The organism is Agromyces mediolanus (genome assembly GCF_014648575.1).
Classification (GTDB): domain Bacteria; phylum Actinomycetota; class Actinomycetes; order Actinomycetales; family Microbacteriaceae; genus Agromyces; species Agromyces mediolanus.
The window spans coordinates 641,761-666,262 of record NZ_BMRJ01000002.1; the positions used below are offsets into that span (position 1 = coordinate 641,761).

At 71.1% G+C, this 24,502-nt stretch carries 20 protein-coding genes; 16 read left to right on the plus strand and 4 right to left on the minus strand.

Going from position 1 to position 24,502, the window contains the following annotated elements:
• Nucleotides 1–44: 44 nt before the first annotated feature.
• On the minus strand, nt 45–1,079 hold the full coding sequence (locus IEY71_RS12810; protein ID WP_189085706.1) for a LacI family DNA-binding transcriptional regulator: 1,035 nt from the start codon (nt 1,077–1,079) through the stop codon (nt 45–47).
• 258 nt (nt 1,080–1,337) lie between these two features.
• On the opposite strand from IEY71_RS12810, the gene IEY71_RS12815 reads away from it, so the two are divergent.
• The 4 genes from IEY71_RS12815 to IEY71_RS12830 all read left to right on the plus strand — a co-directional run bounded on the left by IEY71_RS12815 (nt 1,338) and on the right by IEY71_RS12830 (nt 6,790).
• The gene (locus IEY71_RS12815; RefSeq protein ID WP_189085707.1) at nt 1,338–2,696 is read left to right on the plus strand and encodes an ABC transporter substrate-binding protein; all 1,359 of its coding nucleotides are present in this window, start codon (nt 1,338–1,340) and stop codon (nt 2,694–2,696) included.
• A 131-nt stretch (nt 2,697–2,827) separates the two neighbouring features.
• Nucleotides 2,828–3,796: a carbohydrate ABC transporter permease gene (locus tag IEY71_RS12820; RefSeq protein ID WP_189085708.1), complete on the plus strand. Its 969-nt coding sequence runs from the start codon at nt 2,828–2,830 to the stop codon at nt 3,794–3,796.
• Nucleotides 3,793–4,794, plus strand: a complete 1,002-nt coding sequence (locus IEY71_RS12825; protein ID WP_189085709.1) for a carbohydrate ABC transporter permease — start codon at nt 3,793–3,795, stop codon at nt 4,792–4,794. Before IEY71_RS12820 ends, IEY71_RS12825 begins: the two co-directional genes overlap by 4 nt.
• An 85-nt stretch (nt 4,795–4,879) precedes the next feature.
• Complete coding sequence (locus IEY71_RS12830; protein WP_373292270.1) at nt 4,880–6,790, plus strand: ABC transporter ATP-binding protein; 1,911 nt, start codon at nt 4,880–4,882, stop codon at nt 6,788–6,790.
• 10 nt (nt 6,791–6,800) lie between these two features.
• Here the strand turns inward: IEY71_RS12830 and IEY71_RS12835 are convergent, their stop codons facing one another.
• Nucleotides 6,801–7,415 (minus strand): DUF305 domain-containing protein, encoded by a 615-nt coding sequence (locus IEY71_RS12835; protein WP_229781724.1) that lies wholly within the window; start codon nt 7,413–7,415, stop codon nt 6,801–6,803.
• 4 nt (nt 7,416–7,419) lie between these two features.
• Complete coding sequence (locus tag IEY71_RS12840; protein WP_229781725.1) at nt 7,420–8,085, minus strand: thioredoxin-like domain-containing protein; 666 nt, start codon at nt 8,083–8,085, stop codon at nt 7,420–7,422.
• A 198-nt stretch (nt 8,086–8,283) separates the two neighbouring features.
• On the opposite strand from IEY71_RS12840, the gene IEY71_RS12845 reads away from it, so the two are divergent.
• From IEY71_RS12845 to IEY71_RS12890, 10 genes are all read left to right on the plus strand, one after another.
• Nucleotides 8,284–9,750: a sugar porter family MFS transporter gene (locus tag IEY71_RS12845; RefSeq protein ID WP_189085711.1), complete on the plus strand. Its 1,467-nt coding sequence runs from the start codon at nt 8,284–8,286 to the stop codon at nt 9,748–9,750.
• 119 nt (nt 9,751–9,869) lie between these two features.
• Nucleotides 9,870–11,237, plus strand: a complete 1,368-nt coding sequence (locus IEY71_RS12850) for a cystathionine beta-synthase (RefSeq protein WP_189085712.1) — start codon at nt 9,870–9,872, stop codon at nt 11,235–11,237.
• A gap of 56 nt (nt 11,238–11,293) precedes the next feature.
• Nucleotides 11,294–12,457, plus strand: a complete 1,164-nt coding sequence (locus IEY71_RS12855) for a cystathionine gamma-synthase (RefSeq protein WP_189085713.1) — start codon at nt 11,294–11,296, stop codon at nt 12,455–12,457.
• A gap of 102 nt (nt 12,458–12,559) precedes the next feature.
• Nucleotides 12,560–13,939: an APC family permease gene (locus tag IEY71_RS12860; RefSeq protein WP_189085714.1), complete on the plus strand. Its 1,380-nt coding sequence runs from the start codon at nt 12,560–12,562 to the stop codon at nt 13,937–13,939.
• Nucleotides 13,936–14,904 carry a cyclase family protein gene (locus tag IEY71_RS12865; protein ID WP_189085715.1) on the plus strand — a complete coding sequence of 323 codons (969 nt, stop codon included), beginning with the start codon at nt 13,936–13,938 and terminating at the stop codon, nt 14,902–14,904. The genes IEY71_RS12860 and IEY71_RS12865 overlap by 4 nt, the downstream gene beginning before the upstream one ends.
• Before the next feature lie 34 nt (nt 14,905–14,938).
• The gene (locus IEY71_RS12870) at nt 14,939–16,366 is read left to right on the plus strand and encodes an MFS transporter (RefSeq protein ID WP_229781726.1); all 1,428 of its coding nucleotides are present in this window, start codon (nt 14,939–14,941) and stop codon (nt 16,364–16,366) included.
• Nucleotides 16,367–16,634: 268 nt separating this feature from the next.
• Nucleotides 16,635–17,675, plus strand: a complete 1,041-nt coding sequence (locus IEY71_RS12875; protein WP_373292265.1) for a LacI family DNA-binding transcriptional regulator — start codon at nt 16,635–16,637, stop codon at nt 17,673–17,675.
• Between the two features lie 168 nt (nt 17,676–17,843).
• Entirely contained in the window at nt 17,844–19,391 is a 1,548-nt protein-coding gene (gene mmsA, locus IEY71_RS12880; RefSeq protein WP_189085717.1) for a multiple monosaccharide ABC transporter ATP-binding protein, read from the plus strand.
• The gene (gene mmsB / locus IEY71_RS12885) at nt 19,388–20,782 is read left to right on the plus strand and encodes a multiple monosaccharide ABC transporter permease (RefSeq protein WP_189085718.1); all 1,395 of its coding nucleotides are present in this window, start codon (nt 19,388–19,390) and stop codon (nt 20,780–20,782) included. Before mmsA ends, mmsB begins: the two co-directional genes overlap by 4 nt.
• Before the next feature lie 96 nt (nt 20,783–20,878).
• The gene (locus tag IEY71_RS12890) at nt 20,879–22,000 is read left to right on the plus strand and encodes a substrate-binding domain-containing protein (RefSeq protein ID WP_189085719.1); all 1,122 of its coding nucleotides are present in this window, start codon (nt 20,879–20,881) and stop codon (nt 21,998–22,000) included.
• 142 nt (nt 22,001–22,142) lie between these two features.
• Here IEY71_RS12890 and IEY71_RS12895 read toward each other — a convergent pair whose 3' ends face one another.
• Entirely contained in the window at nt 22,143–22,517 is a 375-nt protein-coding gene (locus IEY71_RS12895; protein WP_189085979.1) for a VOC family protein, read from the minus strand.
• 140 nt (nt 22,518–22,657) lie between these two features.
• On the opposite strand from IEY71_RS12895, the gene IEY71_RS12900 reads away from it, so the two are divergent.
• Together IEY71_RS12900 and IEY71_RS12905 are read left to right on the plus strand one after the other, a co-directional pair.
• Nucleotides 22,658–23,242 carry an HhH-GPD-type base excision DNA repair protein gene (locus tag IEY71_RS12900; RefSeq protein WP_189085720.1) on the plus strand — a complete coding sequence of 195 codons (585 nt, stop codon included), beginning with the start codon at nt 22,658–22,660 and terminating at the stop codon, nt 23,240–23,242.
• Nucleotides 23,243–23,328: 86 nt separating this feature from the next.
• On the plus strand, nt 23,329–24,502 hold a 1,174-nt coding region (locus IEY71_RS12905; protein WP_189085721.1), incomplete at its 3' end, for a sensor histidine kinase.

Consider the following 24,502-nt stretch of genomic DNA (forward strand, 5'->3'; position numbering starts at 1 on the left):
GCGCGCCGACGCACCCGCAGAAAGTGACGTTATGCACCCGCGGGCTAGAGCGGGGCGCGCATCGTCGAGGTGCGCACCACCAGGCGGGTCGGCAGCGGCGCGCCCGAGTCGGGCAGCGGGTCGGCCTCCGCGCCCTCGCCGAGCAGCCGGAGCACGAGGTCGACGGCCGCCCGGCCCTGCCCGCTCGGGGACTGCTCGACCGTGGTGAGGCCGAACATCTCGGCGTACTCGTGCCCGTCGACGCCGACGATCGAGAGGTCGTGCGGCACCGACATGCCGAGTCGCTCGGCCGCGCGGATGGCCCCGAAGGCCACCTCGTCGGAGGCCGCGAACACGGCCGTGGGACGCCGTCCGGGCTGGCCGAGCAGCTGCAGGGCGGCCTCGTAGCCGCCCGGCATCGTCATCTCGGTCTCGACGACCTCGGCGCGCCCCCGCGGCGCGAGTCCCGCCGCCGACATCGCGTCGAGGTAGCCGTGCCGGCGCAGGCCCTGCACGCTGAGCGGCCGGGCGGCCGCACCGTCGCCCGCGAGGTGCACGAGGCGGGTGTGCCCGAGCTGCAGCAGATGCTCGGTGGCGAGCTGCCCGACCGCCCGGTCGTCGATGCCCAGGCGGGCCGGGCCGAGCGCGCCGGCTTCGCCGCCGCCGAGGACGACGACCGGCTTGTCGCGCCGTTCGAGGGCCGCGAGCTCGTGCTCGGCGAGGTCGACGCCGACCGCGATGACCGCGTCGACGCGCTTGCGCGCGAGGAAGAACTCGAAGACGCGGTCGCGGTCGGGCCCCGCGCCGTCGACGTTGTAGAGGGTGAGGTCGTAGCCGGCGCTGAGCAGCGTGCGCTCGAGGCCCTCGAGCACCTCGCCGAAGAACCAGCGGTTCACGAAGGGGATGACGACGCCGATGTTCTTCGTGCGGCCGGTGACGAGGCTCGCGGCGTCGGGGGAGACGATGTAGCCGATCTCCGCGGCCGCCGTCTCGACCCTGCGGCGGGTCGCCTCGGCGACGTGCCCGCGCCCGGAGAGCGCCCTGGAGGCGGTCGCCTTCGAGACGCCGGCGAGGCGTGCGACGTCGGCGATCGCGGTCATCGCGGCTCCTCACTCGGCGTATTCGATGCAGAGCATACTCGCCCGGGCCGGATGTATGGAACCGGTTCCAGTCGAGATCACGTTTTGCCGGTCGAACGGGAGATTTTCGTGGAAGCGCTCTCACCCAACGCTGGCCCGGGAGTGACTTGTCGCCGATTCGTGATCGGGGGTCACTTGTGGCGAGACGCGACCGTGCTCTACGGTGGTCGCTGGAACCGGTTCCGGTCCGCCTGCACCACACTCAACGAGGAGAGAGCTATGCGTTTCACGCGTCATCGCCGATTGGTGGTCCCCGTCGTGGCGGCCGCCGCGCTCGGCCTGGCCCTCACGGCATGTACGGGCGACATCGCCAACGAGGATGCCGCCGACGTCGACTGCGCGCCCTACGAGCAGTACGGCACCTTCGAGGGCAAGAAGGTGTCCATCAGCGGCACCATCCTCGACCTCGAGGCCGACCGCCTGGTCGAGTCCTGGAAGGACTTCCAGACCTGCACCGGCATCGAGATCACCTACCAGGGCTCGAGCGAGTTCGAGGCCCAGATCGCCGTGCTCGCCGAGGGCGGCAACGCCCCCGACATCGGCATCGTGCCCCAGCCGGGCCTGCTCGGCCGGCTCGCCGACGGCGGCTGGCTGGTCCCCGCATCCCAGGAGGTCGAGGCCAACGTCGACGAGTTCTGGAGCGAGGACTGGAAGCAGTACGGCACCTACGACGACACCTTCTACGCCGCGCCGCTCATGGCGAGCATCAAGGGCTACATCTGGTACTCGCCGTCCGAGTTCGAGGAGAAGGGCTACGAGATCCCGAAGACCCTCGACGAGCTGAACGCGCTCTCCGAGAAGATCGCGGCCGAGGGCGACCACAAGCCCTGGTGCGTCGGCTTCGAGTCGGGCGACGCCACCGGCTGGCCGGGCACCGACTGGATCGAGGACTACATGCTGCGCCTGCACGGCGCCGACGTGTACGACCAGTGGGTCACCCACGGCATCCCGTTCAACGATCCGAAGGTCGCGGAGGCCTTCGACGCCGCGGGCGAGATCCTGAAGAGCGACGCCATGGTCAACGGCGGCATCGGCGACGTGTCGACGATCGTCACCGAGGCCTTCCAGACCGCCGGGCTCCCGATCCTCGACGGCCAGTGCTCGCTGCACCACCAGGCCTCGTTCTACGAGACCTTCTGGAACCCGGACGGCGGCGACGCCAACACGGTCGCGAGCGACGGCTCGGTCTTCGCCTTCCTGATGCCGCCGGCCAACGCCGACGACCCGCTGTCGGTCACCGGCGGCGGCGAGTTCCCGGTCGCCTTCCGCGACGCCGAAGAGGTCGAGGCCGTGCGCGCCTACCTCTCCAGCGACACCTGGGCGAACAACCGCGTGAAGCTCGGCGGCGTCATCAGCGCGAACAAGGGCCTCGACCCGAAGAACGCGTCGAGCGAGCTGCTCGAGCAGTCGATCGAGATCCTGCAGGACCCCGAGACGACGTTCCGCTTCGACGGTTCGGACCTCATGCCCGGTGCCGTCGGCGCCGACTCCTTCTGGAAGGGCATGGTCGCCTGGACCACGGGGCAGAGCACCGCGGACACGCTGAACACCATCGAGTCCAGCTGGCCCGCCAGCTGAGCGAACGCCGCGCGCCGGTCGCAGACCCAGCGCCCAGCGCGGCATGATCGAGGGGCGGAGCCGCACGGCTCCGCCCCTCGCACCCCCCTCCAGCTCCGGCTGGCTTCGAAGACGAAAACCCGGGAGGCACGATGACGACCGCCGATCTGCTCGGCAAGCTCCTGCAGGTGGTGATGGGGCTCGCCGTACTGGCCGCCGTCGTCGGCCTGCTCATCTTCTTCATCGACAAGGCGCCGAAGAAGGGCCGCGACTACTGGCAGCTCGTCGGCTTCCTCGCCCCGGCGCTGATCTTCCTCGCGATCGGCCTCGTGTACCCGGCCATCCGCACCTCGCTGCTCGCCTTCCAGACCTCCGGCGGCGAGTGGACCCTCGACAACTTCGTGTGGACCTTCACCCAGCCGACGGCGATCCGCACGCTCATCAACACCGTCATCTGGGTGCTGCTCGTGCCGACGGTCTCCACGGCCATCGGCCTCGCCTACGCCGTGTTCATCGACCGCTCGCGCGGCGAGAAGTACTACAAGGTCATCCTGTTCATGCCCATCGCGATCTCCTTCGTGGGCGCGGGCATCATCTGGCGCTTCGTCTACGAGTACCGCTCGGGCGACCGCGAGCAGATCGGCCTCCTGAACGCGATCGTGACGGCCTTCGGCGGCGAGCCCGTGCAGTTCATGCAGACCGACCCCTTGAACACCTTCCTGCTCATCATCGTGATGATCTGGATCCAGACGGGCTTCGCGATGGTGCTGCTGAGCGCGGCCATCAAGGGCGTGCCGACGGAGCAGATCGAGGCCGCCCAGCTCGACGGCACGAACGGCTGGCAGCGCTTCGTCAACGTCACGGTGCCCGGCATCCGCGGCGCGCTCGTCGTGGTGCTCACGACGATCTCGATCGCGACGCTGAAGGTCTTCGACATCGTCCGCACGATGACCGCCGGCAACTTCAACACCTCGGTCATCGCGAACGAGATGTACACCCAGGCGTTCCGGGCGAGCGAGGTCGGCCGCGGCTCGGCCCTCGCGCTCATCCTCTTCCTCCTGGTGCTCCCGATCGTCGTCTACAACATCAACGTGCTCCGCAAGCAGAGGGAGATCCGATGAGCATCGCGCCCGCCGACCTGCCCACAGGCAAGGACCGCGGCTCGATCGAGGGGGCCGCCGAGACGACCGCCCTGACCGAGGTCGTCGGCACCAAGTCCGCCCGCGTCAAGAAGCGGCTCACCTCGCGCACCGCGACGGTCGCGGCCCTCATCATCGCCGTGCTCTGGACGATCCCCACGTTCGGCCTGCTGATCTCCTCGTTCCGTCCCGCCGAGCTCGTGCGCACCACGGGCTGGTGGACGATCTTCGAGAACTGGGGCTTCACGCTCGACAACTACAAGGACGTGCTGCTCTCGACCTCGCAGTCGTCGCCGCAGCTCGGCGCGTACATCGTGAACTCCATCGCGATCTCGCTCGTCGGCACGCTCATCCCGCTCGTGCTCGCGACGATGGCGGCGTACGCCTTCGCGTGGATCAAGTTCAAGGGCGCCGGGGTGCTGTTCATCCTCGTGTTCGCGCTGCAGATCGTGCCGCTGCAGATGGCGCTCGTGCCGCTGCTGCAGATCTTCTCGACCTGGCTGCGGCCGATGCAGGCGTGGCTGCACGACGTCGTGCCGATCATCCCGGAGCAGAACTACGCGCCGGTCTGGCTCGCGCACGCGATGTTCGCGCTGCCGCTCGCGATCTTCCTGCTGCACAACTTCATCGCGGAGATCCCGAGCGAGGTCATCGAGGCCGCCAGGGTCGACGGCGCGACGCACGGGCAGATCTTCTTCCGCATCGTGCTGCCGCTCGCGACGCCGGCGATCGCGTCGTTCGCGATCTTCCAGTTCATCTGGGTGTGGAACGACCTGCTCGTCGCCCTCATCTTCTCGGGCGGCACGCAGGACGTCGCGCCGCTCACCCAGCGATTGGCGGAGATGGTGGGCTCGCGCGGCCAGGAGTGGGAGCGCCTGACGGCGGGCGCCTTCATCTCGATCATCATCCCGCTCGCGGTCTTCTTCGGCCTGCAGCGGTACTTCGTGCGCGGCCTGCTGGCGGGGTCGACCAAGGGCTGAGCCAGGGCGGGGGAGCGGATGCCGCGGGCGGATCGCCCGCGGCATCCGCTCGTCCCCCGGCGCGGCGTAGGGTGAAGCGGTGAGCATGAACCGAACCGCGCCGGGCGGGCAGAGCGGGCGCATGGGCAAGCCGCGCACGCGCATCGCCTCGGCCGACGAGGCCGCCCAGCGCGCCGAGAACGCTCAGGCCCCGAAGATCCCGAACCTGCTCGGGCGCATCGCCGAGCTGTTCGCGCCGCACCGGGCCGCGCTCGTCACGACGATCGTGCTCGTGCTGATCGGGGCGGCGCTCAGCGTCATCCCGCCGCTGCTCACCCAGCGTGCCTTCGACGACGGCCTGTTCCCGAAGAACGCCGCGGGCGATGCGCTCCCGCCCGACGTGCCGCAGCTCACCTGGCTCGTCGTCGGCATGATCGCGGTGTTCATCGTCTCGGCGCTGCTCGCCGTGTGGCAGACCTGGCTCACCTCCACGATCGGCAACAAGGTCATGGGCGCGCTGCGGGTGCGCCTGTTCTCGCACCTGCAGTCGATGGAGCTGAGCTTCTTCACCCGCACGAAGACCGGCGTCATCCAGTCCCGGCTGCAGAACGACGTCGGCGGCGTCGCCGGCGTGCTGACGAACACCGTGTCGAGCGTGCTCGGCAACACCGTCACCGTCATCTCGGCGTTCGTCGCGATGCTCATCCTGAACTGGCAGCTCACCCTCGTCGCGCTGCTGCTCATGCCGTTCATGGTGATCGCCCAGCGCCGGGTGGGCCAGGTGCGGGCCCGCATCGCCGGCAAGACGCAGGAGTCGCTCTCCGAGATGACGGCGATCACGCAGGAGACGCTCTCGGTCTCCGGCATCCTGCTGTCGAAGAGCTTCACCCGCCAGCAGAGCGAGATCGACCGCTACGCCGACGAGAACCGGAACCAGATCGGCCTGCAGGTGCGCCAGCAGATGACCGGTCAGTGGTTCTTCGCGATGGTGAACATCTTCATGTCCTCGATCCCGGCCATCGTCTACCTCGTGTCGGGGTGGCTCATCACCGGCGGCGCGGCCGATGTCACCGCCGGCACCATCGTCGCGTTCACGACCGTGCAGGCGCGGCTGCTCTTCCCCCTGATGGGCCTCATGCGGGTGGCGCTCGACCTGCAGACCTCCAGCGCCCTGTTCGCCCGCATCTTCGAGTACCTCGACCTGAAGCCGGCGATCACCGACGCCCCCGGCGCCCGCGAGGTGCCCGACGGCCCCGAGCTCGGCCGCGTCGAGTTCGACCGGGTGTCGTTCCGCTACCCCGATGCCGACGCCGACGGTCGCCCCACGCTCGACGAGGTCTCGTTCACGATCGAGCCGGGGCAGTTCGCCGCCTTCGTCGGGCCGTCGGGCGCCGGCAAGACGACGGTGTCCTACCTCGTGCCGCGGCTGTACGAGGCGACGAGCGGCACCGTGCGCTTCGCCGGGGTCGACGTGCGCGAGCTCCGGCAGGAGTCGCTCGTCGGGCGCATCGGCATCGTCAGCCAGGAGACGTACCTCTTCCACGCCTCCATCGCCGAGAACCTCCGCTACGCGAAGCCCGACGCCACCGACGCCGAGCTCGAGGCCGCGGCGCGCGCCGCGAACATCCACGAGACCGTCGCGAGCTTCCCCGAGGGCTACGACACCGTCGTGGGCGAACGCGGCTACCGGCTCTCCGGCGGCGAGAAGCAGCGCATCGCGATCGCCCGGGTGCTCCTGAAGGATCCGCCGGTGCTCGTGCTCGACGAGGCCACGAGCGCGCTCGACACGATTTCCGAGCGGGTCGTGCAGGCCGCCCTCGACGACGCCGCGAAGGGGCGCACCACCATCGCCATCGCGCACCGGCTGACGACCGTGGTCTCGGCCGACGTCATCTTCGTCGTCGTCGCCGGCCGCATCGTCGAGCGCGGCACGCACGCCGAGCTGCTCGGTCTCGGCGGGGTGTACGCCTCGCTCTACCGCGAGCAGGCCGACCTCGCGCTGCCCGCGCAGGGCTGAGCGCGCTCGCTCAGCCGCGGGCGTCGAGCATGCCCTGCATGAGCTCGATCTCGGACTGCTGCGAGGCGATCACGGCCCGCGCGAAGGCCAGGGCGACCGGATGGCTCGAGCGCTCCTCGAGCGCCTCGGCCATCTCGACGGCGCCGAGGTGGTGCGCGATCATCAGCTCGAGGAACTCCCGCTCCGCCTCGACGCCGCTCGCCGCCCGCAGCGCGGCGATCTGCTCGGGGGTCGCGAGGCCGGGCATCGGCTCGCCCGCCGTGTGCGAGTGCGCGCCCCCGTCGGTCATCCACGTCATCTGCGGCTCGGCGCTGTACTGGGGCAGGTCCCAGACGTTCAGCCAGCCGGCCAGCTGACCGGACTGCTGGGCCTGCGTCGCGGCGATGTCGTCGGCGAGCAGGCGCACCTCGGCGTCGTCGGTGACCTGGCGCACGATGAGGGCGAGCTCCACGCCCTGCTTGTGATGCACCTGCATGTCGCGGGCGAAGCCCGCCTCGGCGCTGCCCTCGGACGGCGTCGCCTCGGGCACCGTCGAGAGCCGGCCGAAGGCGAACGCGGCGACCGCGACGAGCACGACGGCGACGACGCCGGCGATCGAGGCCGCGACGATGCGCGTGCGGCTCACGGGGTCAGGAGACCTTGCCGGGCGCGTCGAAGGCGCCCGTGCAGAGCGCGCCCGGCTCGGGCACGTTCTGGCTCTGCCAGTACTCCTCGAAGAACTCGGGGATGCGCGGGTCGGCCGCGTCGTCGAGCTTCAGCTGCGCGTTCCAGCCGCTGAGCGCGATCGGGGTGTCGAGGCCCTCGAAGGGGGAGAGGACGACGTAGGTGGAGGGCAGCTTCGACTTCAGCGTGGCGAGCGCGTCGCCCGAGACCCGCTCGGGGTCGTAGGTGACCCAGATCGCGCCGTGCTCCATCGAGTGCACGGCGTTCTCGCTCGGCACGGGCTGCTCGTAGACACCGCAGTTCAGCCAGACCTGGTTGTGCTCGCCGCCGGCGGGCGGCGTCTGCGGGTAGTCCACGGTGCCCGTCACGTGCCCGGCGCCGTTCTCGAAGGTCTCGACGCCGTCGATCTCGGCGCCGGTGCCGCCCTTGCTGTAGCTCGCCGGCTTCGGGGTCAGCACGATGGCGGTCACGAGCAGGCCGATGACGGCCACGACAGCGACGATGCCCGAGGCGATGCCGATCGTGCGGACCCGCTTGCGGCGGGCCTCCTTGGCGCGGAACTCGGCGAGCTTCGCCTCGCGGGCGGCAGCGCGCTGCTGCTTGATCGACGGCTGCTTGGGGCTGGCGCTCACTGGGGGGACCTCTCTCGACGCGTCGATCCGATGATACGGATGCATAGATCCGAACCCCGGTACTGGGCGGGGTACTCCCAGGGCTTTCGCAGTCTGGTCGGGATACCACGATCGAGTCAAGCCCTCGTCCTGCACCGGGCCGAAGGCATAGTCTGACCCCGACGCCGGGGGTGGGCCGGGCGAGCGAGGAGACCGCACATGACGAGCGCAGCAGCCGAGCCGCAGGCGGGCGGGGGAGACGGGCTCAACGCGAAGGTGATCGGCCTCGCGGCCGCCGGCGCAGTCGGCGGCTTCCTCTTCGGCTTCGACTCCTCCGTCGTGAACGGGGCGGTCGACGCCATCCAGCACCAGTTCGACCTCAGCTCCGGGGTGACCGGCTTCGCCGTCGCGAGCGCCCTGCTCGGCTGCGCCGTCGGCTCCGAGCTCGCCGGCCGGCTGGCCGACCGCTTCGGCCGGATCCCCGTGATGGTCCTCGGCGCCATCCTCTTCCTCGTCTCCTCGCTCGGCTCCGGCTTCGCCTTCGGGGTGGTCGACCTCATCGTCTGGCGGCTCATCGGCGGCGTCGGCATCGGGATCGCCTCGGTCGTCGCGCCCGCCTACATCGCCGAGATCTCGCCGCGCAAGGCCCGCGGCCGGCTGGCCTCGCTGCAGCAGCTCGCGATCGTGTTCGGCATCTTCGCCGCCCTGCTCTCCGACGCGCTCTTCGCGACGGCCGCGGGCGGCGCCTCCGAGTCGTTCTGGTTCGGGCTCGAGGCCTGGCGCTGGATGTTCCTCGCCTGCATCGTGCCGTCGCTCGTCTACGGGCTGCTCGCGCTGACCCTGCCGGAGTCGCCGCGCTTCCTCGTCAAGGCCGGCAAGGAGGCGAAGGCGAAGGAGGTGCTCGCGCGCATCCAGCCGCACGAGGTGGACCGGGCCATCCGCGACATCCACGACTCGATGCAGCAGGACGCCTACGCGAAGCGCAAGGGCGCGCTGCGCGGGCCGGTGCTGGGACTGCAGGGCATCGTCTGGATCGGCATCCTGCTGAGCGTCTTCCAGCAGTTCGTCGGCATCAACGTGATCTTCTACTACTCGACCACCCTCTGGAAGGCGGTCGGCTTCGACGAGTCGAACTCGCTGCTCATCTCGGTGATCACCTCCGTGACGAACATCGTCGTCACCTTCGTCGCGATCGCGCTCGTCGACCGGGTCGGCCGGCGGCCGCTGCTGCTCGTCGGCTCGGCGGGCATGACGGTGTCGCTCGCGGCGATGGCGCTCTCCTTCGCGAACTCCGTGACGGTCGACGGCGAGGTCTCGCTGCCCGGCGCCTGGGGGCCGGTCGCGCTCGTCGCCGCGAACCTGTTCGTGGTGTTCTTCGGCTTCTCGTGGGGGCCGCTCGTGTGGGTGCTGCTCGGCGAGATCTTCCCGAACCGCATCCGCGCCCGCGCCCTCGGCCTCGCCGCGGCCGCGCAGTGGATCGCGAACTTCCTCATCACGGTCAGCTTCCCGGCGCTCAGCGACTTCTCGCTGCTCTTCACCTACGGGATGTACGCGCTGTTCGCCGCGCTCTCGTTCCTCTTCGTCTTCCTCAAGGTGCCCGAGACGAACGGCATGTCGCTCGAGGAATCCGAGACGCTCTTCCCCGCGAAGGGATCGGCCAAGCGCCGAGCCGAGGCGACCGGCTAGGCTGTCGAGCGTGAACTTCTCGCTGTGTTGTTGTCGCTGAGCTCCGCGACCCCTATTCATCGCGTCGCGCGCGGCATCCGATCGATGCGACGCACCCCACACGAGGAATGAACACGGCCATGAAGTACGCAGAATCGATCGTCGACCTCGTCGGCGACACCCCGCTCGTCAAGCTCTCGCGCGTCACCGAGGGCGTCACGCAGGCGACGGTGCTCGTGAAGCTCGAGTACCTGAACCCCGGCGGCTCCTCGAAGGACCGCATCGCCGGCCGCATCATCGACGCGGCCGAGCGCGAGGGCAAGCTGAAGCCGGGCGGCACGATCGTCGAGCCCACGAGCGGCAACACCGGCGTCGGCCTCGCCCTGGTGGCGCAGCAGCGCGGCTACCGCTGCATCTTCGTCTGCCCCGACAAGGTCGGCGAGGACAAGCGCAACGTGCTGACCGCCTACGGCGCCGAGGTCGTCGTGACGCCGACGGCCGTCGCGCCCGACAGCCCGGAGTCCTACTACGGCGTCTCCGACCGGCTCGTCCGAGAGATCCCCGGCGCGTTCAAGCCCGACCAGTACTCGAACCCGAACGGCCCGCGCTCGCACTACGAGACCACCGGGCCCGAGATCTGGCGCGACACCGAGGGCCGGGTCACCCACTTCGTCGCGGGCGTCGGCACGGGCGGCACGATCACGGGCACCGGCCGCTACCTCCGCGAGGTCTCGGGCGACCAGGTGCGCATCATCGGCGCCGACCCCGAGGGCTCGGTGTACTCCGGCGGCACCGGCCGGCCCTACTTCGTCGAGGGCGTCGGCGAGGACTTCTGGCCCACCGCCTACGACCCGGCGGTGCCGCACGAGATCATCGAGGTCTCGGACGCCGCGTCGTTCGCGATGACCCGACGGCTGGCCCGCGAGGAGGGCATCCTCGTCGGCGGCTCGAGCGGCATGGCGGTCGTCGCCGCGCTCGAGGCCGCCGCGAAGGCGGGGCCCGACGACGTGTTCGTCGTGCTGCTGCCCGACGGCGGTCGCGGCTACCTCGGCAAGATCTTCAACGACAAGTGGCTGCGCGCCTACGGCTTCGGCAACGCCCCGAGCGGGCACACCGTCGCCGATCTGCTCGCCGCGAAGGCCGACCGCACCGAGCCGCTCGTGCACGTCTTCCCGCAGGACACCGTGCGCGACGCGATCGACAAGATGACCGAGACCGGCGTCTCGCAGCTCGTCGTCGTCGGGCACGAGCCGCCCGTCGTGCTCGGCGAGGTGCTCGGCGCGCTGCACGAGGAGGAGCTGCTCGAACGCGTCTTCTCGGGCGCGGCGAAGCTCACCGACGAGGTCGGCCAGGTGCTCGGCGCCCCGCTGCCGCTGATCGGCGTGAACGAGCCCGTCGCCGCGGCGCGGCAGGCCTTCACCGACGCCCCCGCCATGCTCGTCACCGACGGCGGCAAGGCGCTCGGGGTCGTCACCCGCAGCGACCTGCTCGGCTACCTCTCCCACTGACCCCGGCTGCAGCGCAGCCCCTCGGTCTCTCCGAACCACTCGAAAGCGACTCCATCATGAACTCCGACGACGCCCGTTTCGACACCCGAGCCATCCACGCCGGCCAGGCCTTCGACCCCACGACCGGCGCGGTGATCCCGCCCATCTACGCCACCTCCACCTACGTGCAGGACGGCATCGGCGGCCTCCGCGGCGGCTACGAGTACTCGCGCGGCGGCAACCCGACCCGCACCGCCCTCGAGACCCAGCTCGCGGCGCTCGAGGGCGGCGCGCACGCGCTGTCCTTCGCCTCCGGCCTCGCCGCCGAGGACGCGCTGCTGCGCACCGTGCTCGCCCCCGGCGACCACGTCGTCATCGGCAACGACGTCTACGGCGGCACGCACCGGCTCATCCGCCGGGTGCACGGCGCCTGGGGCGTGCGCCACTCGACCGTCGACACGAGCGACCTCGACCTCGTGCGCGCGGCGATCGAGCCGGGCGCAACGAAGGTGCTGTGGATCGAGACGCCCTCGAACCCGCTCATGAAGATCTCCGACGTGGCCGCGCTCGCCGAGCTCGGCCACGAGGCCGGCCTCCTCGTCGTCGTCGACAACACCTTCGCGAGCCCCGCGCTGCAGCAGCCGGTCGCGCTCGGCGCCGACGTCGTCGTGCACTCGACCACGAAGTACCTCGGCGGGCACTCCGACGTCATCGGCGGCGCGGTCGTCTTCGCGCCCGGCCAGGACGAGCTGCACGAGCGGGTGCAGTTCACGCAGTTCGCGGCGGGCGCCGTGTCGGGTCCGTTCGACGCGTTCCTCACCTCGCGCGGCATCAAGACCCTCGGCATCCGGATGCAGCGGCACAGCCAGAACGCCCTCGCGATCGCCCGCCGGCTCGAGGAGCACGCGGGCATCGCCCGCGTCTACTACCCGGGCCTCGAGTCGCACCCCGGCCACGAGCTCGCCGGCCGGCAGATGTCGGGCTTCGGCGGCATGCTCTCGATCGAGCTGGCCGGCGGCGGTGAGGCGGCCCGCCGCTTCGCGGAGTCGACCGAGCTGTTCCAGTTGGCCGAGTCGCTCGGCGGCGTCGAGTCGCTCGTCAACTACCCCTCCGAGATGACGCACGCCTCGGTGCGCGGCACGGAGGCGGAGGTGCCGGCGTCGATCGTGCGGCTCTCGGTCGGCATCGAGGACGTCGACGACCTGCTCGCCGACATCGACCAGACGCTCGCGCGGCTCTAGGTATCCGCCGGTCCGGCCAGGCGGCCGAGCTTGGCAGGATATGCACTGAGGGTGTCACTCCTGCCAGTGCGGGACGAGTGGCTAGTGCGCCAGACTGAGCCGGTGACCTCGACGCAGCACCCCGCGACCGCACCGGAGACCCCGGCCGCCGGCCACGGCACCCTCGGCCTCGGGCAGGGCACGGCGCTCTACATCGCGAGCGTGCTCGGCACCGGCATCCTCGCCCTCCCCGGCCTCGCGGCCGCCGCCGCCGGTCCCGCCTCGGTGCTCGCGGTCGCCGCGGTGCTCGTGCTCTCGATCCCGCTCGCGGGGACCTTCGCGGCGCTCGCCGCCCGCTTCCCCGACCCGGGCGGCGTCGCGAGCTACGCCCGCCGCTCGCTCGGCGACACCGTCGCGCGGATGACCGGGTATTGGTTCTACTTCGGGGTCTGCGTCGGCGCGCCCGTCGTGACGCTGCTCTGCGGCGAGTACGTCGTCGCGGCGCTCGGCGTCGACCGCGCGGCCGTGCCGCTCATCGCTGCGGCGATCTTCGTGCCGCCCTACGTCATCAGCTGGTTCGGCGTGCGGGTCGCCGGCTGGGTGCAGCTCGTGCTCACGGCGCTGCTGCTCGCCGTCGTCGTCGCGGTCGTCGCGCTCACCTTCCCGCACGTCGAGACTGCGGCGTTCAGCCCGTTCCTCCCGAACGGCTGGGCCGGGGTGGGCACCGCGATCAGCCTGTTCGTGTGGGCGTTCGCCGGCTGGGAGGTCGGCACGCACATCGCGGGGGAGTTCCGCAACCCGCGCCGCGTCATCCCCATCGCGACCGCGATCGCGATCGTCGTGGTCGGCGTCGGCTACCTCGCGCTGCAGTTCGTCACCGTCGGCGTGCTCGGCGAGCGCGCCGGGCAGGGCGTCGTGCCGCTCATCGACCTCGTCGACGTCGTGCTGCCCGGGATCGGCCCGGCGATCGTCGCCGCGATCGCGGTCATCGTCACCGTGGGCGTCATGAACGCGTACCTGCCGGCCTTCGGCAATCTCGGCGCCGCGCTCGGCCGCGACGGCGACCTGCCCCGGTACTTCGCGAAGGGCGCCGCGGGCGGCGAGGTGCCGCGGCGGGCGCTCGCCCTCACCGGCGTCGTCTCGCTCGGGTACTTCGTGCTCGTCGTCGCGAACGGCGGCGCGCTGGGCGCGTTCATCCTGATCCACACGAGCAACATGGTCGCGATCTACTTCGTCGGCATGCTCGCCGCGACGCTGCTGCTGCGCCGTTGGAGCGTGGGCTGGTGGCTCGCCGTCGTCGCGACGGTGCTCACCGCCGGGCTGCTCGTGCTCGCCGGGACGAACCTCGTCGTGCCCGCCCTGCTCGCGGTGGCCGCGATCGCGGTGACCGTCGTGCGGCGTGTGCGCGCGGGCCGGCGTTCGCGCCGGGGCGGGGCCGACGCCGACGCCCGGGCCAGGGCGCTCGGATCCGGATCCGAGCACAGAGTAGAGGAGCGCGTATGACCGAGTACCGGGCCGTCTTCGACGCCGAGATCGCCTTCGTGAACGGCGGCGGGCTGAGCGCCCGCGGCTTCCGGCTCGACGTGCCGGGGCCCGACGTCGGCGAGGCCGCGGTCGCCGAGCTCCTCGTGCGGCATCTCGGGCTCGCGCTCGTCGGATCGGTCGAGTTCCCGCGCTTCGAGATCGTCGCCGAGGCGCACAAGGGCTCCCGGGGCGTGGCCGCGGATGCCTCGCTCGGCACGCCGCCCGGCGGGGCCGGCGCCGGCACGGCATCCCGCCTCGTCGACCTCAGCCACCCGATCCGCGCCGGGCTCGTGACGTACCCCGGCATCCCCGCGCCGAGCATCGCGCCGCACCTGACGCGCGCGGCCTCCCGGCAGGTGTACGCGCCCGGCACCGAGTTCGCGATCGACGTCATCACGATGGCGGGCAACACGGGCACCTACCTCGACAGCCCGTACCACCGCTACGCCGACGGCGGCGACCTCGCCTCGCTCGAGCTCGCGACCCTCGTCGGGCTCCCGGCGCAGGTGCTGCACCTCGCGGATGCGGCGGAGCGCGGCATCCCCGCCGAGGTCTTCTTCGAGCGCTCGGCCGCCGAGCTCGCGGGAGCCGCCGTGCTGCTGCACACCGGCTGGAGCCGGCACTTCGGCACCCCCGAGTACGCCTCGGGAGCTCCGTACCTCAGCGAGGCGGGCGCGCGCTTCCTCATCGCGGCCGGCGTCGCGCTCGTCGGCATCGACTCGCTGAACATCGACGACACGGAGGGCGGCGGAGGCGAGCGGCCCGCGCACTCGCTGCTGCTCGCGGCCGGCGTGCACGTCGTCGAACACCTGACCGGACTCGAGCGGCTGCCGGCCCGTGGCGCGCGCTTCACCGCGGTCCCGCCGCGGATCGAGGGCTTCGGCACCTTCCCGGTGCGGGCGTTCGCCGAACTGTCGACGCCGGATCCCGGCGCGGCCGGTTGACCTCAAGGGCCCTTGAAGTCCTAGGGTCGATCGAGTGAGCGAATCCCCGAGCCCCTCCACCGAACCTCGCGCCGTGGCGCCCGCCGAGCCGACGGCGAGCGACGCGTCGGCGCCCGCGGTGCCGGTCGGCGGTCCGCTCGCCCGGCCGTACCGGTGGCTCTCGATCGGCATGTTCGCGCTCATCTTCCTCGCCGCGTTCGAGGCGATGGCCGTCACGACGATCATGCCGCTCGTCGCCCGCGACCTCGACGGCGAGGCGCTGTACGCGCTCGCCTTCGCCGTGCCGCTCGCGGCGGGCATCATCGGCATGGTCATCGCCGGTAACTGGACCGACCGCAACGGTCCGCTGCCGTCGCTCCTGACCTCCGGTGTGCTCTTCGTCGTCGGCCTCGTGATCGCCGGCACCGCGACCGACATGATCGTGTTCATCGTCGGGCGCTTCGTGCACGGCATCGCGGGCGCCGCGGTCATCGTGCCGCTCTACGTGATCGTCGGCCGGGTGTACCCCGAGGCCATCCGAGCCCGGGTGTTCGCCGGCTTCGCCGCGGCGTGGGTCATCCCCTCGATCGTCGGACCCGCGGTCGCCGGCTTCGTCGCCGAGCAGGCGAGCTGGCACTGGGTCTTCCTCGGCGTGATCGCCATCGTCGTCCCCGCGACCGCGATGCTGCTGCCGCCGCTGCTCCGGGCCCGTGCGAAGGTGCAGGGCGATCCCGCCGTGCCGTGGAGCCCGTCCCGTGTGGGCTGGGCCGTGCTGACCGCGGCGGCCGCACTCGGCGTCTCGCTCGCGAAGGAGTTCGACTCGCCGCTGCGCTGGGTCGTCGCCGCGCTCTCGGTCGCCATCGTGATCGTGGCCGTGCGCCCGCTCCTGCCCGCCGGCACCCTGCGCGCCGCGCGCGGCCTGCCGGCGACCGTGCTCATGCGCCTCGTCGTGGCCGGCGCGTTCTTCGGCAGCGAGATCTACCTGCCGTACCTCTTCATCGAGGACTACGATTTCGAGCCGAGCCTCGCCGGCGCCGTGCTCACCGGGGCCGGGGTGAGCTGGGCGGCGGCCTCCTGGCTGCAGGGCCGGCTCGGGGACCGCATCTCGAACGTACGCGCCGTCGTCACCGGCTCGACGCTGCTCGTCGTCGCGCTCGCCGTGGTGCTCGCGGTCGCCGCGCTGCACCTGCACCCCGCGATCGCCTTCGTGGCCTGGACGCTCGCGGGCGGCGCGATGGGCTTCATGTACCCGCGCTTCTCGGTCGCGGTGCTGAGCCTGTCGCCGGTCTCGGCCCAGGGCTTCAACAGCGCCGCGCTCTCGATCGCGGAGTCGCTCGGCGCCTCGATCGCGCTCGCCATCACCGCGCTCGTGTCGAGTGCCGTGGTGTGGGGCGGCTTCGCCCCGGACTTCGCCGTCGCGTTGGCGATCGCGGTGGTCGCGGTGCTGCTCGCCTCCCGGGTGCGTCCGCCCGCCGCCGGCTGAGCCGCGCGCGCTGGTCGCGCGCCGTCCCTGCCTCGGCCCCGTCTGGTGCGTGTCGGCGGTATTTGCGGGTGCCGGGAGGCCGTGACCCGCAGAAATCGACCGAATGCCGTCGTGCGGGTGTGGTGAGCGCGCTCTCATGCCCCGGGGCTCGATCGATTCGATTCGATCGCCCGTTGTGACTGTCACATGGCCGGACTGTACGCGGGGAGCGCGGCGTGCATAATGGATGCGACAGCGATGTGAACGTGCACATCCGGATCGGCGAACAGTGTCTCCTCCCCAGGACCGCGGGCGCGCGCCCAGCATCCGCGATGTCGCGCGCCTGGCCGAGGTCTCGCACCAGACCGTGTCCCGGGTGCTGAACGACCACCCGAGCATCCGCCCCGAGACGCGCGAGCGCGTGCTGCAGGCGATGGAGACGCTGCAGTACCGGCCGAACCGGGCCGCCCGCACCCTCGTGACGAGCCGATCGAACACGATCGGCGTGCTCGCCGCCCTGAGCACGACCTACGGCCCGGCCACGAGCATCGCGGCCATCGAGGACGCCGCCCGCGAGCACGGCTACCACGTGAACACCGCGAACCTCGCCGACACCTCGCCCGCCGGCATCGCCGACGCGATCGAGCACCTGATGCTGCAGGCCATCGAGGGGCTCGTCGTGATCGCCCCGCAGGTGCGGGTGTTCGAGGTGCTCGCCGCGTCCTCGATCGGGGTGCCCTTCGTGAGCCTCCAGTCGACGGGACGGCGCGACCATCTCGCCCTCTCGGTCGACCAGGTGACGGGCGCCCGCCGCGCCACGCAGCACCTGATCGGGCTCGGCCACCGCGAGATCGTGCACCTCGCCGGCCCGCAGGACTGGATCGAGGCGGAGGCGCGGATGCGCGGCTTCCTCGAGGCGATCGACGACGCCGAGCTCGGCCTGCACCCGCCGATCCTCGGCGACTGGACCGCCGACTTCGGCTACTACGCGGGCAGCGAGCTCGTGCGCCGCCGGGACTTCACCGCCGTGTTCGCGGCGAACGACGAGATGGCGATCGGGCTCATGCACGCGTTCCGCGACGCCGGGCTCGACGTGCCGGGCGATGTCAGCGTCGTCGGCTTCGACGACATCCCGGTCGCGAAGCACGTCGCGCCGACCCTCACGACCGTGTACCAGGACTTCCACGAGATCGGCCGCCGGGCCGTCGCGCTGCTGCTGAACCAGGTGCACGGCGCCGAGCGGATCGAGGTCGAGGACATCGTGCCGCGGCTCGTGGTGCGCGGTTCGACGGCGCCCGTCGCGGTGCGCCCGGCGTCCGTCGCGCGCTGAGCGGCTCGCCGCGCCGGTTCCGCGCACCGGCTTGACACGCCCGCCCCGCGGATGCAGCATGGTGTCGATGTGAACGGTCACACGATCACGTCACACGCAGCAGCACACGACACCGAGGTCCAGATCAGTGATTCCGTCGATGACGACCAGCGCCCGAGCGGGCAGCCGATGAACGCGCCCCCGCCCATCCTGGAGATGCGCTCCATCACCAAGGAGTTCCCGGGCGTGAAGGCGCTGAGCGACGTTTCGCTCACCGTGATGCCCGCCGAGATCCACGCGATCTGCGGCGAGAACGGCGCCGGCAAGTCCACCCTGATGAAGGTGCTCTCCGGGGTGTACCCGCACGGCACCTACACGGGCGAGATCTTCTTCCGCGGCGAGGAGGTGCAGTTCCGGGACATCCGCCAGAGCGAGCAGGCCGGCATCGCGATCATCCACCAGGAGCTCGCCCTCATCCCCGAGCTCTCGATCACCGAGAACATCTTCCTCGGCAACGAGATCGCCCGCGGCGGCCGGATCGACTGGTCGGCCGCGAAGCGGAAGGCCCTCGACCTGCTCGCCCGCGTCGGCCTGTCCGAGGACCCCGACACGCAGATCAAGCACCTCGGCGTCGGCAAGCAGCAGCTCGTCGAGATCGCCAAGGCGCTCGCGAAGGACGTGAAGCTGCTCATCCTCGACGAGCCGACGGCGGCGCTGAACGAGGACGACTCGCAGCACCTGCTCGACCTCATCCTCGGCCTCAAGGGCCGCGGCATCGCGTCGATCATGATCAGCCACAAGCTCAACGAGATCGAGCAGATCGCCGACGCGATCACGATCATCCGCGACGGCCACGCGATCGAGACCCTCGATGTGCACGGCGGCGACGTCGACGAGGACCGGATCATCCGCGGCATGGTCGGCCGCTCCCTCGAGAGCCGCTACCCGGACCGGACGCCGCACATCGGCGAGGTGTTCTTCGAGGTGCGCGACTGGACCATCCAGCACCCCCAGGTGCCCGAGCGGCTCGTCGCGAAGGGCTCGAACCTCGAGGTGCGCCGCGGCGAGATCGTCGGCCTCGCCGGCCTCATGGGCGCCGGCCGCACCGAGCTCGCGATGAGCATCTTCGGTCGCTCCTACGGCACCTACCTCGCGGGCACGATCGTGAAGGACGGCAAGGAGATCGTGCTGAAGGACGTCGAGTCCGCGATCGACCACGGCCTCGCGTACGTGAGCGAGGACCGCAAGGTGCTCGGGCTCAACCTGCTCGACACGATCAAGCGCTCCATCGTCTCCGCGAAGCTGCGCAAGATCTCCCGATTCGACGTCGTCGACGAGTTCAAGGAGTCGCAGGTCGCCGAGAGCTACCGCAAGCAGCTGCGCATCAAGTCGCCGAGCGTCGACATGGGCGTCGCGAAGCTCTCGGGCGGCAACCAGCAGAAGGTCGTCCTCGCGAAGTGGATGTTCACCGACCCCGACCTGCTGATCCTCGACGAGCCCACCCGCGGCATCGACGTGGGCGCCAAGTACGAGATCTACACGATCATCCAGCAGCTCGCGGCACAGGGGAAGGGCGTCATCCTCATCTCCAGCGAGCTGCCCGAGCTGCTCGGCATCGCCGACCGCATCTACACGGTCTTCGAAGGCCGCATCACCGACAACCTGCCCGTGTCCGAGGCGACTCCCGAGGCCCTCATGCGCAGCATGACCTCCGCGAAGAAGAAGGCGAACGCATGACCACTCCGACCGGCGCGACCCCCACGGGCGCCACGACGACCGGCGCAACGCCCGAGAAGCGGGGCGGCTTCGCCGACCTGCGCAAGATGTTCGGCAACGGCCAGTCGACCCTGCGCCAGTTCGGCATCCTGGGCAGCCTCGTCGTCATCATCGCGCTCTTCCAGCTGCTGACCTGGCTCATCAAGGGGACGGGGCTCACCCTCTCCTCGACGAACCTCATCAACGTCGTGAACCAGTACAGCTACATCCTGATCCTCGCGATCGGCATGGTGATGGTCATCATCATGGGGCACATCGACCTCTCGGTCGGCTCGGTCGCCGCGTTCACCGGCATCATCGTGGCGAAGGCGATGGCCGAGTGGAACCTGCCCTGGCCGCTCGCGATCGTGCTGGGCCTGCTCGTCGGCGCGGCCGTCGGCGCCTGGCAGGGCTTCTGGGTGGCGTACGTCGGGGTGCCGGCGTTCATCGTGACGCTCGCGGGCATGCTCATCTTCCGCGGCGGCAACCAGTGGATCGGCCAGTCGACCACGACGCCCGTGCCCGTCGAGTTCACCTACATCGGCGCCGGCTACCTGCCCGACGTCCCCGGCTCCCTCTTCAACTACGCGACGATGGCGCTCGGCGTGCTCGGCGCCGCCTGGATCGTCTACAACGAGCTGCACCTGCGCGGCGTGCAGAAGAAGATGGGCTCGCCGCAGGCGCCGCTCTGGGTCAGCATCGTCAAGGTCGTGCTGCTCGCGGGGGTCATCCTGTGGGCCGCGTGGCTGTTCGCGACCGGTCGTCCCGGCACGAGCTTCCCGATCTCGGGCATCATCCTCGTGCTGCTCGTCATCCTGTACTCCTTCATCACCCGCAGCACCGTGTTCGGCCGCCACATCTACGCGGTCGGCGGCAACCGCCTCGCGGCCACGCTCTCGGGCGTGAAGGACCGCCGGGTCGACTTCTTCGTGATGATGAACATGTCGGTCCTGGCCTCGCTCGCCGGCATGATCTTCGTGGCCCGCTCCACCGCCTCCGGCCCGCAGGACGGCAACGGCTGGGAGCTCGACGCCATCGCGGCCGTCTTCATCGGCGGCGCCGCGGTGTCCGGCGGCATCGGCACCGTCATCGGCTCCATCATCGGTGGTCTGGTGATGGCGTTCCTGAACAACGGCCTGCAGCTGCTCGGCGTCGGCGCCGACTGGGTGCAGATCATCAAGGGCATGGTGCTGCTCCTCGCCGTCGGCGTCGACGTGTGGAGCAAGAGCCAGGGCCGGCCGTCGATCCTCGGGCTGTGGTCGCGCCGCCGGCGCACCCGCCTCGAGGAGCAGGGGCCGACCGAGCCGCCCGCCGTCGTGCCGAGCTCCGGCACCAACGAATCGTCCGAGCCCCGCGACGTCGCCCGGCTCTGACCCGGCACCCCGCGGCACCGTCCGCGGCGGATGCCGGAACGCACCTCCCCCTCTCGTGGCAGCCGCCCCGGGACACCAAGAGAAAGTGACTGATCAATGAAGAAGATCGCTCTCGCAGCCACCGCGGTCGCCGCGGCGGCGGCCCTCGCGCTCTCCGGCTGCTCTTCGGACCGCGGCGGCGGATCGGGCGGCGGCGAGTCGACCGACTCGGCCGGCTTCGCGGCCGACGCGACGATCGGCATCGCCCTGCCGGACAAGACCAGCGAGAACTGGGTGCTCGCCGGCGGGCTCTTCGAGGACGGCCTGAAGGCGGCCGGCTTCAACCCCGACGTGCAGTACGCGCCCGCCTCGAACACCGTCGCCGAGCAGCAGAACCAGATCTCGTCGATGGTGACGAACGGCGCGAAGGTCATCGTCATCGGCGCGAAGGACGGCAAGCAGCTCGGCACGCAGCTGCAGCAGGCGGCTGACGCGGGCGTGAAGATCATCGCCTACGACCGGCTCATCGAGAACACGCCGAACGTCGACTACTACGTCGCCTTCGACAACTTCAAGGTGGGTCAGCTGCAGGGCCAGGCCCTGCTCGACGGGCTCGCCGCCCGCTCGGGCCACGAGGCGCCGTGGAACATCGAGCTCTTCTCCGGCTCGCCGGACGACGCGAACTCGGCCGTGTTCTTCAACGGCGCGATGGAGGTGCTGCAGCCGAAGATCGACGACGGCACCCTCGTCGTCGCCTCGGGGCAGACCGACATCCAGCAGACCGCGACGCAGGGCTGGAAGGCCGAGAACGCGCAGAGCCGCATGGACTCGATCCTCGCCGCGAACTACACCTCGGCGAACATCGACGGCGTGCTCTCGCCGAACGACACCCTCGCCCGCGCCATCATCACCTCGGCGAAGCAGGCCGGCAAGGACATCTCGAAGATCACGGTGACCGGTCAGGACTCCGAGGTCGAGTCGGTGAAGTCGATCATGGCCGGTGAGCAGTACTCGACCATCAACAAGGACACCTCGCTCCTCGTCGAGCAGACGATCAAGATGATCCAGCAGCTTCAGAAGGGCGACGAGGCCGAGGTCAACGACACCGAGCAGTACGACAACGGCGTGAAGGTCGTGCCGGCCTACCTCCTCGCTCCGGTCATCGTGACCAAGGAGAACGCGGCGGAGGCGTACGCGAACAACCCGAACCTGCTCGACATCGTCAAGCAGGCCGGCTGATCGGATCGGCAACGGCGTCCTGAGGGAGGCCGGGGCAGACCCGAAGCCCGCATGGCGGCTCCCGCTCCGGAAGGGGCGGGAGCCGTCGGCGTCCGAGGGTGGGCGGTGTCCCGGTCCACCCCCGGACGCCGACGAGCGCGGCTCAGTCGCGCGGCGGCAGCTGCTGCAGGGTCCAGCGATTGCCGTCGGGGTCGGCGAACGTGACGAAGCGGCCCCAGGCCTGTTCGTCGACCCCCTGGGCGTCGACGCCGGCTGCGCGCAGCTGCGCGAGCGCGGCATCCGCGTCCGGGACGACCGCCTGGATGACGTCGAGCGAGCCGGGCGCGATGGTCGCGCCGAGCCCCTCGCCGAAGGCGATGGAGCAGGCGGAGCCCGGCGGGGTCACCTGCACGAAGCGCAGCGTCTCGCTGACCTGCACGTCGTGGTCGGCGACGAAGCCGCACTGCTCGACGTAGAACGCCTTCGCGCGGTCGACGTCGCTCACGGGCACGTGGATGAGTTCGATCTTCACGTCCATCTCGAGCGGCATGATGCCTCCTCCTGGTTCGCGGATGCGGTGGGATCGTGGTTCGCCGGAGGGCTCCGACGGGGCCATCCGAGCACGATCCGCCGACATCCGCCATCCCCCTTCGCCGCGGGCGGTGCGAGGATGGGGGCATGGCACTGCACATCACGGGGGAGCAGTCGGCCGACGAGCTGCTCTCGAACGACCCGTTCGCCCTGCTCACGGGCATGCTGCTCGACCAGCAGGTCGCGATGGAGACCGCCTTCGCCGGTCCCGAGAAGATCCGCGACCGGCTCGGCTCGATCGACCCGGCGACCATCGCGGCGACCGACCCCGAGCGCCTCGTCGAAGTCTTCACGCAGACCCCGGCGGTGCACCGCTACCCCGGATCGATGGCGGGGCGCGTGCAGCAGCTCGCGGCCGCGGTCGAGTCCGAGTGGGGCGGCGACGCGAGCGCGATCTGGACGCGCGGTGAGCCGAGCGGCGCCGAGGTGCTGAAGCGGCTGAAGGCGCTGCCCGGCTTCGGCGAGCAGAAGGCGCGCATCTTCCTCGCGCTGCTCGGCAAGCAGTGCGGGCTCGAGGCGCCGGGTTGGCGCGAGGCGGCCGGCGGTTACGGCGAGGCGGGCAGCTTCGCCTCTGTCGCCGACATCGTGAGCCCCGAGTCGCTGCAGAAGGTGCGTGCGCACAAGCAGGAGATGAAGGCGCAGGCGAAGGCCGCGAACGCCGCGAAGGGCTGAGCGGCGAGCGACCCGTACCGCGGTAGGGGGCGGGAACACCACCGGCGGGGGATGCCCCGCGCCCCCGCCGATGCGAGCATGGTGCCATGACCGACCCAGCCGCTCCCGCAGCTCCGCAGCCGCCCGCGCCGCCGGAGGGCTTCGTCGCGGCCGCCGCGGAGGCGGCGCCGACGCCGCCGACTCCGGCGGTGACGGTCCGCCGGCGCCCGCGTCTCACCGAGACGGATGCCTGGCCCGGCCTCGTGCTCAGCTGGTTCGCCGTGATCTTCGTCGCCGTCGCACTGTTCTCCGTGCTGGTGCCGGTGTCGGCCTCGCTCTACGGGGTGCCCGTGGCGGCGGCTTTCGGCGTCGCGCTCCTCGCGGCGGGCAGCCTGCCGCTCGCGATGCGCTGGGCGTGGCCCGGCGCGATCGCCGGCCTCGGCGGGCAGGCCGCGTTCTTCGCGCTCGCGGTGCCGCCGCCCGGGGCGCCGTGGCCGATCAGCGTGCCGATGCTGCTCGCGCTCTGCGCCGGGCTCGTCATTCTCGCCCTGCGCGGCCGCTTCCTGCCGGCCGTCGTGCTGTGGGGCGGCACCGTGTTCGGCTCGATCGCCGCGGTGCTGCCGCCCGCACGCGCCGAGGAGCCCTCGACCATCGCCGCGAGCTTCGTGACCGGCGCCGCAGTGAGCGCCGGGGTGCTCGGGCTCGCCTGGCTCCTGCGGGTGCTGCGCGCCCGCGTCGCCGACACGCTCGAGGCGGAGCGCCGCACGAGCGCGTCCGAGCACGAGCGCCGGCTCGTCGCCGAGGAGCGCACGCGCATCGCCCGCGAGCTGCACGACGTGGTCGCGCACCGCATGTCGATCGTGCAGGTGCAGGCGACGAGCGCCCCGTACCGCTTGAGCGGCCTCGACGAGGCGGCGACCGCCGAGTTTGGCGAGATCGCCGCGAACGCGCGCGCCGCGATGGCCGAGATGCGGGAGCTGCTCGCGGTCCTCCGGGATCCGGATGCCGAGGCCGAGACCGCCCCGCAGCCCGGCTTCGCCGAGATCGGCCCGCTCGTGTCGAGCGTGCGCCGCGCGGGGCTCGTCGTCGACGCCCGCATCGTCACGACCGCCCCCGTCTCGACCGCGGTCGGCCAGGCCGCGTACCGGATCGTGCAGGAGGCGCTCAGCAACGTGCTGCGCCACGCGCCCGGTGCGGAGGCCGCCGTCGAGGTGCACGGCGACGGGTCGCGCCTGATCGTCGAGGTCGTGAACACGGCGGCGGCCGACGTCGCCGGCCGCG

Bases quoted from the DNA above. Each gene is read 5' to 3' on its own strand.
- IEY71_RS12820 (WP_189085708.1), top strand. From the start codon at position 2,828: ATGACGACCGCCGATCTGCTCGGCAAGCTCCTGCAGGTGGTGATGGGG.
- IEY71_RS12865 (WP_189085715.1), top strand. From the start codon at position 13,936: ATGACCGAGTACCGGGCCGTCTTCGACGCCGAGATCGCCTTCGTGAAC.
- IEY71_RS12810 (WP_189085706.1), bottom strand. From the start codon at position 1,079: ATGACCGCGATCGCCGACGTCGCACGCCTCGCCGGCGTCTCGAAGGCG.
- IEY71_RS12850 (WP_189085712.1), top strand. From the start codon at position 9,870: ATGAAGTACGCAGAATCGATCGTCGACCTCGTCGGCGACACCCCGCTC.
- IEY71_RS12845 (WP_189085711.1), top strand. From the start codon at position 8,284: ATGACGAGCGCAGCAGCCGAGCCGCAGGCGGGCGGGGGAGACGGGCTC.
- IEY71_RS12855 (WP_189085713.1), top strand. From the start codon at position 11,294: ATGAACTCCGACGACGCCCGTTTCGACACCCGAGCCATCCACGCCGGC.
- IEY71_RS12895 (WP_189085979.1), bottom strand. From the start codon at position 22,517: ATGGACGTGAAGATCGAACTCATCCACGTGCCCGTGAGCGACGTCGAC.
- IEY71_RS12825 (WP_189085709.1), top strand. From the start codon at position 3,793: ATGAGCATCGCGCCCGCCGACCTGCCCACAGGCAAGGACCGCGGCTCG.
- IEY71_RS12830 (WP_373292270.1), top strand. From the start codon at position 4,880: ATGAACCGAACCGCGCCGGGCGGGCAGAGCGGGCGCATGGGCAAGCCG.
- mmsB (WP_189085718.1), top strand. From the start codon at position 19,388: ATGACCACTCCGACCGGCGCGACCCCCACGGGCGCCACGACGACCGGC.
- IEY71_RS12815 (WP_189085707.1), top strand. From the start codon at position 1,338: ATGCGTTTCACGCGTCATCGCCGATTGGTGGTCCCCGTCGTGGCGGCC.
- IEY71_RS12900 (WP_189085720.1), top strand. From the start codon at position 22,658: ATGGCACTGCACATCACGGGGGAGCAGTCGGCCGACGAGCTGCTCTCG.
- IEY71_RS12890 (WP_189085719.1), top strand. From the start codon at position 20,879: ATGAAGAAGATCGCTCTCGCAGCCACCGCGGTCGCCGCGGCGGCGGCC.
- mmsA (WP_189085717.1), top strand. From the start codon at position 17,844: ATGAACGCGCCCCCGCCCATCCTGGAGATGCGCTCCATCACCAAGGAG.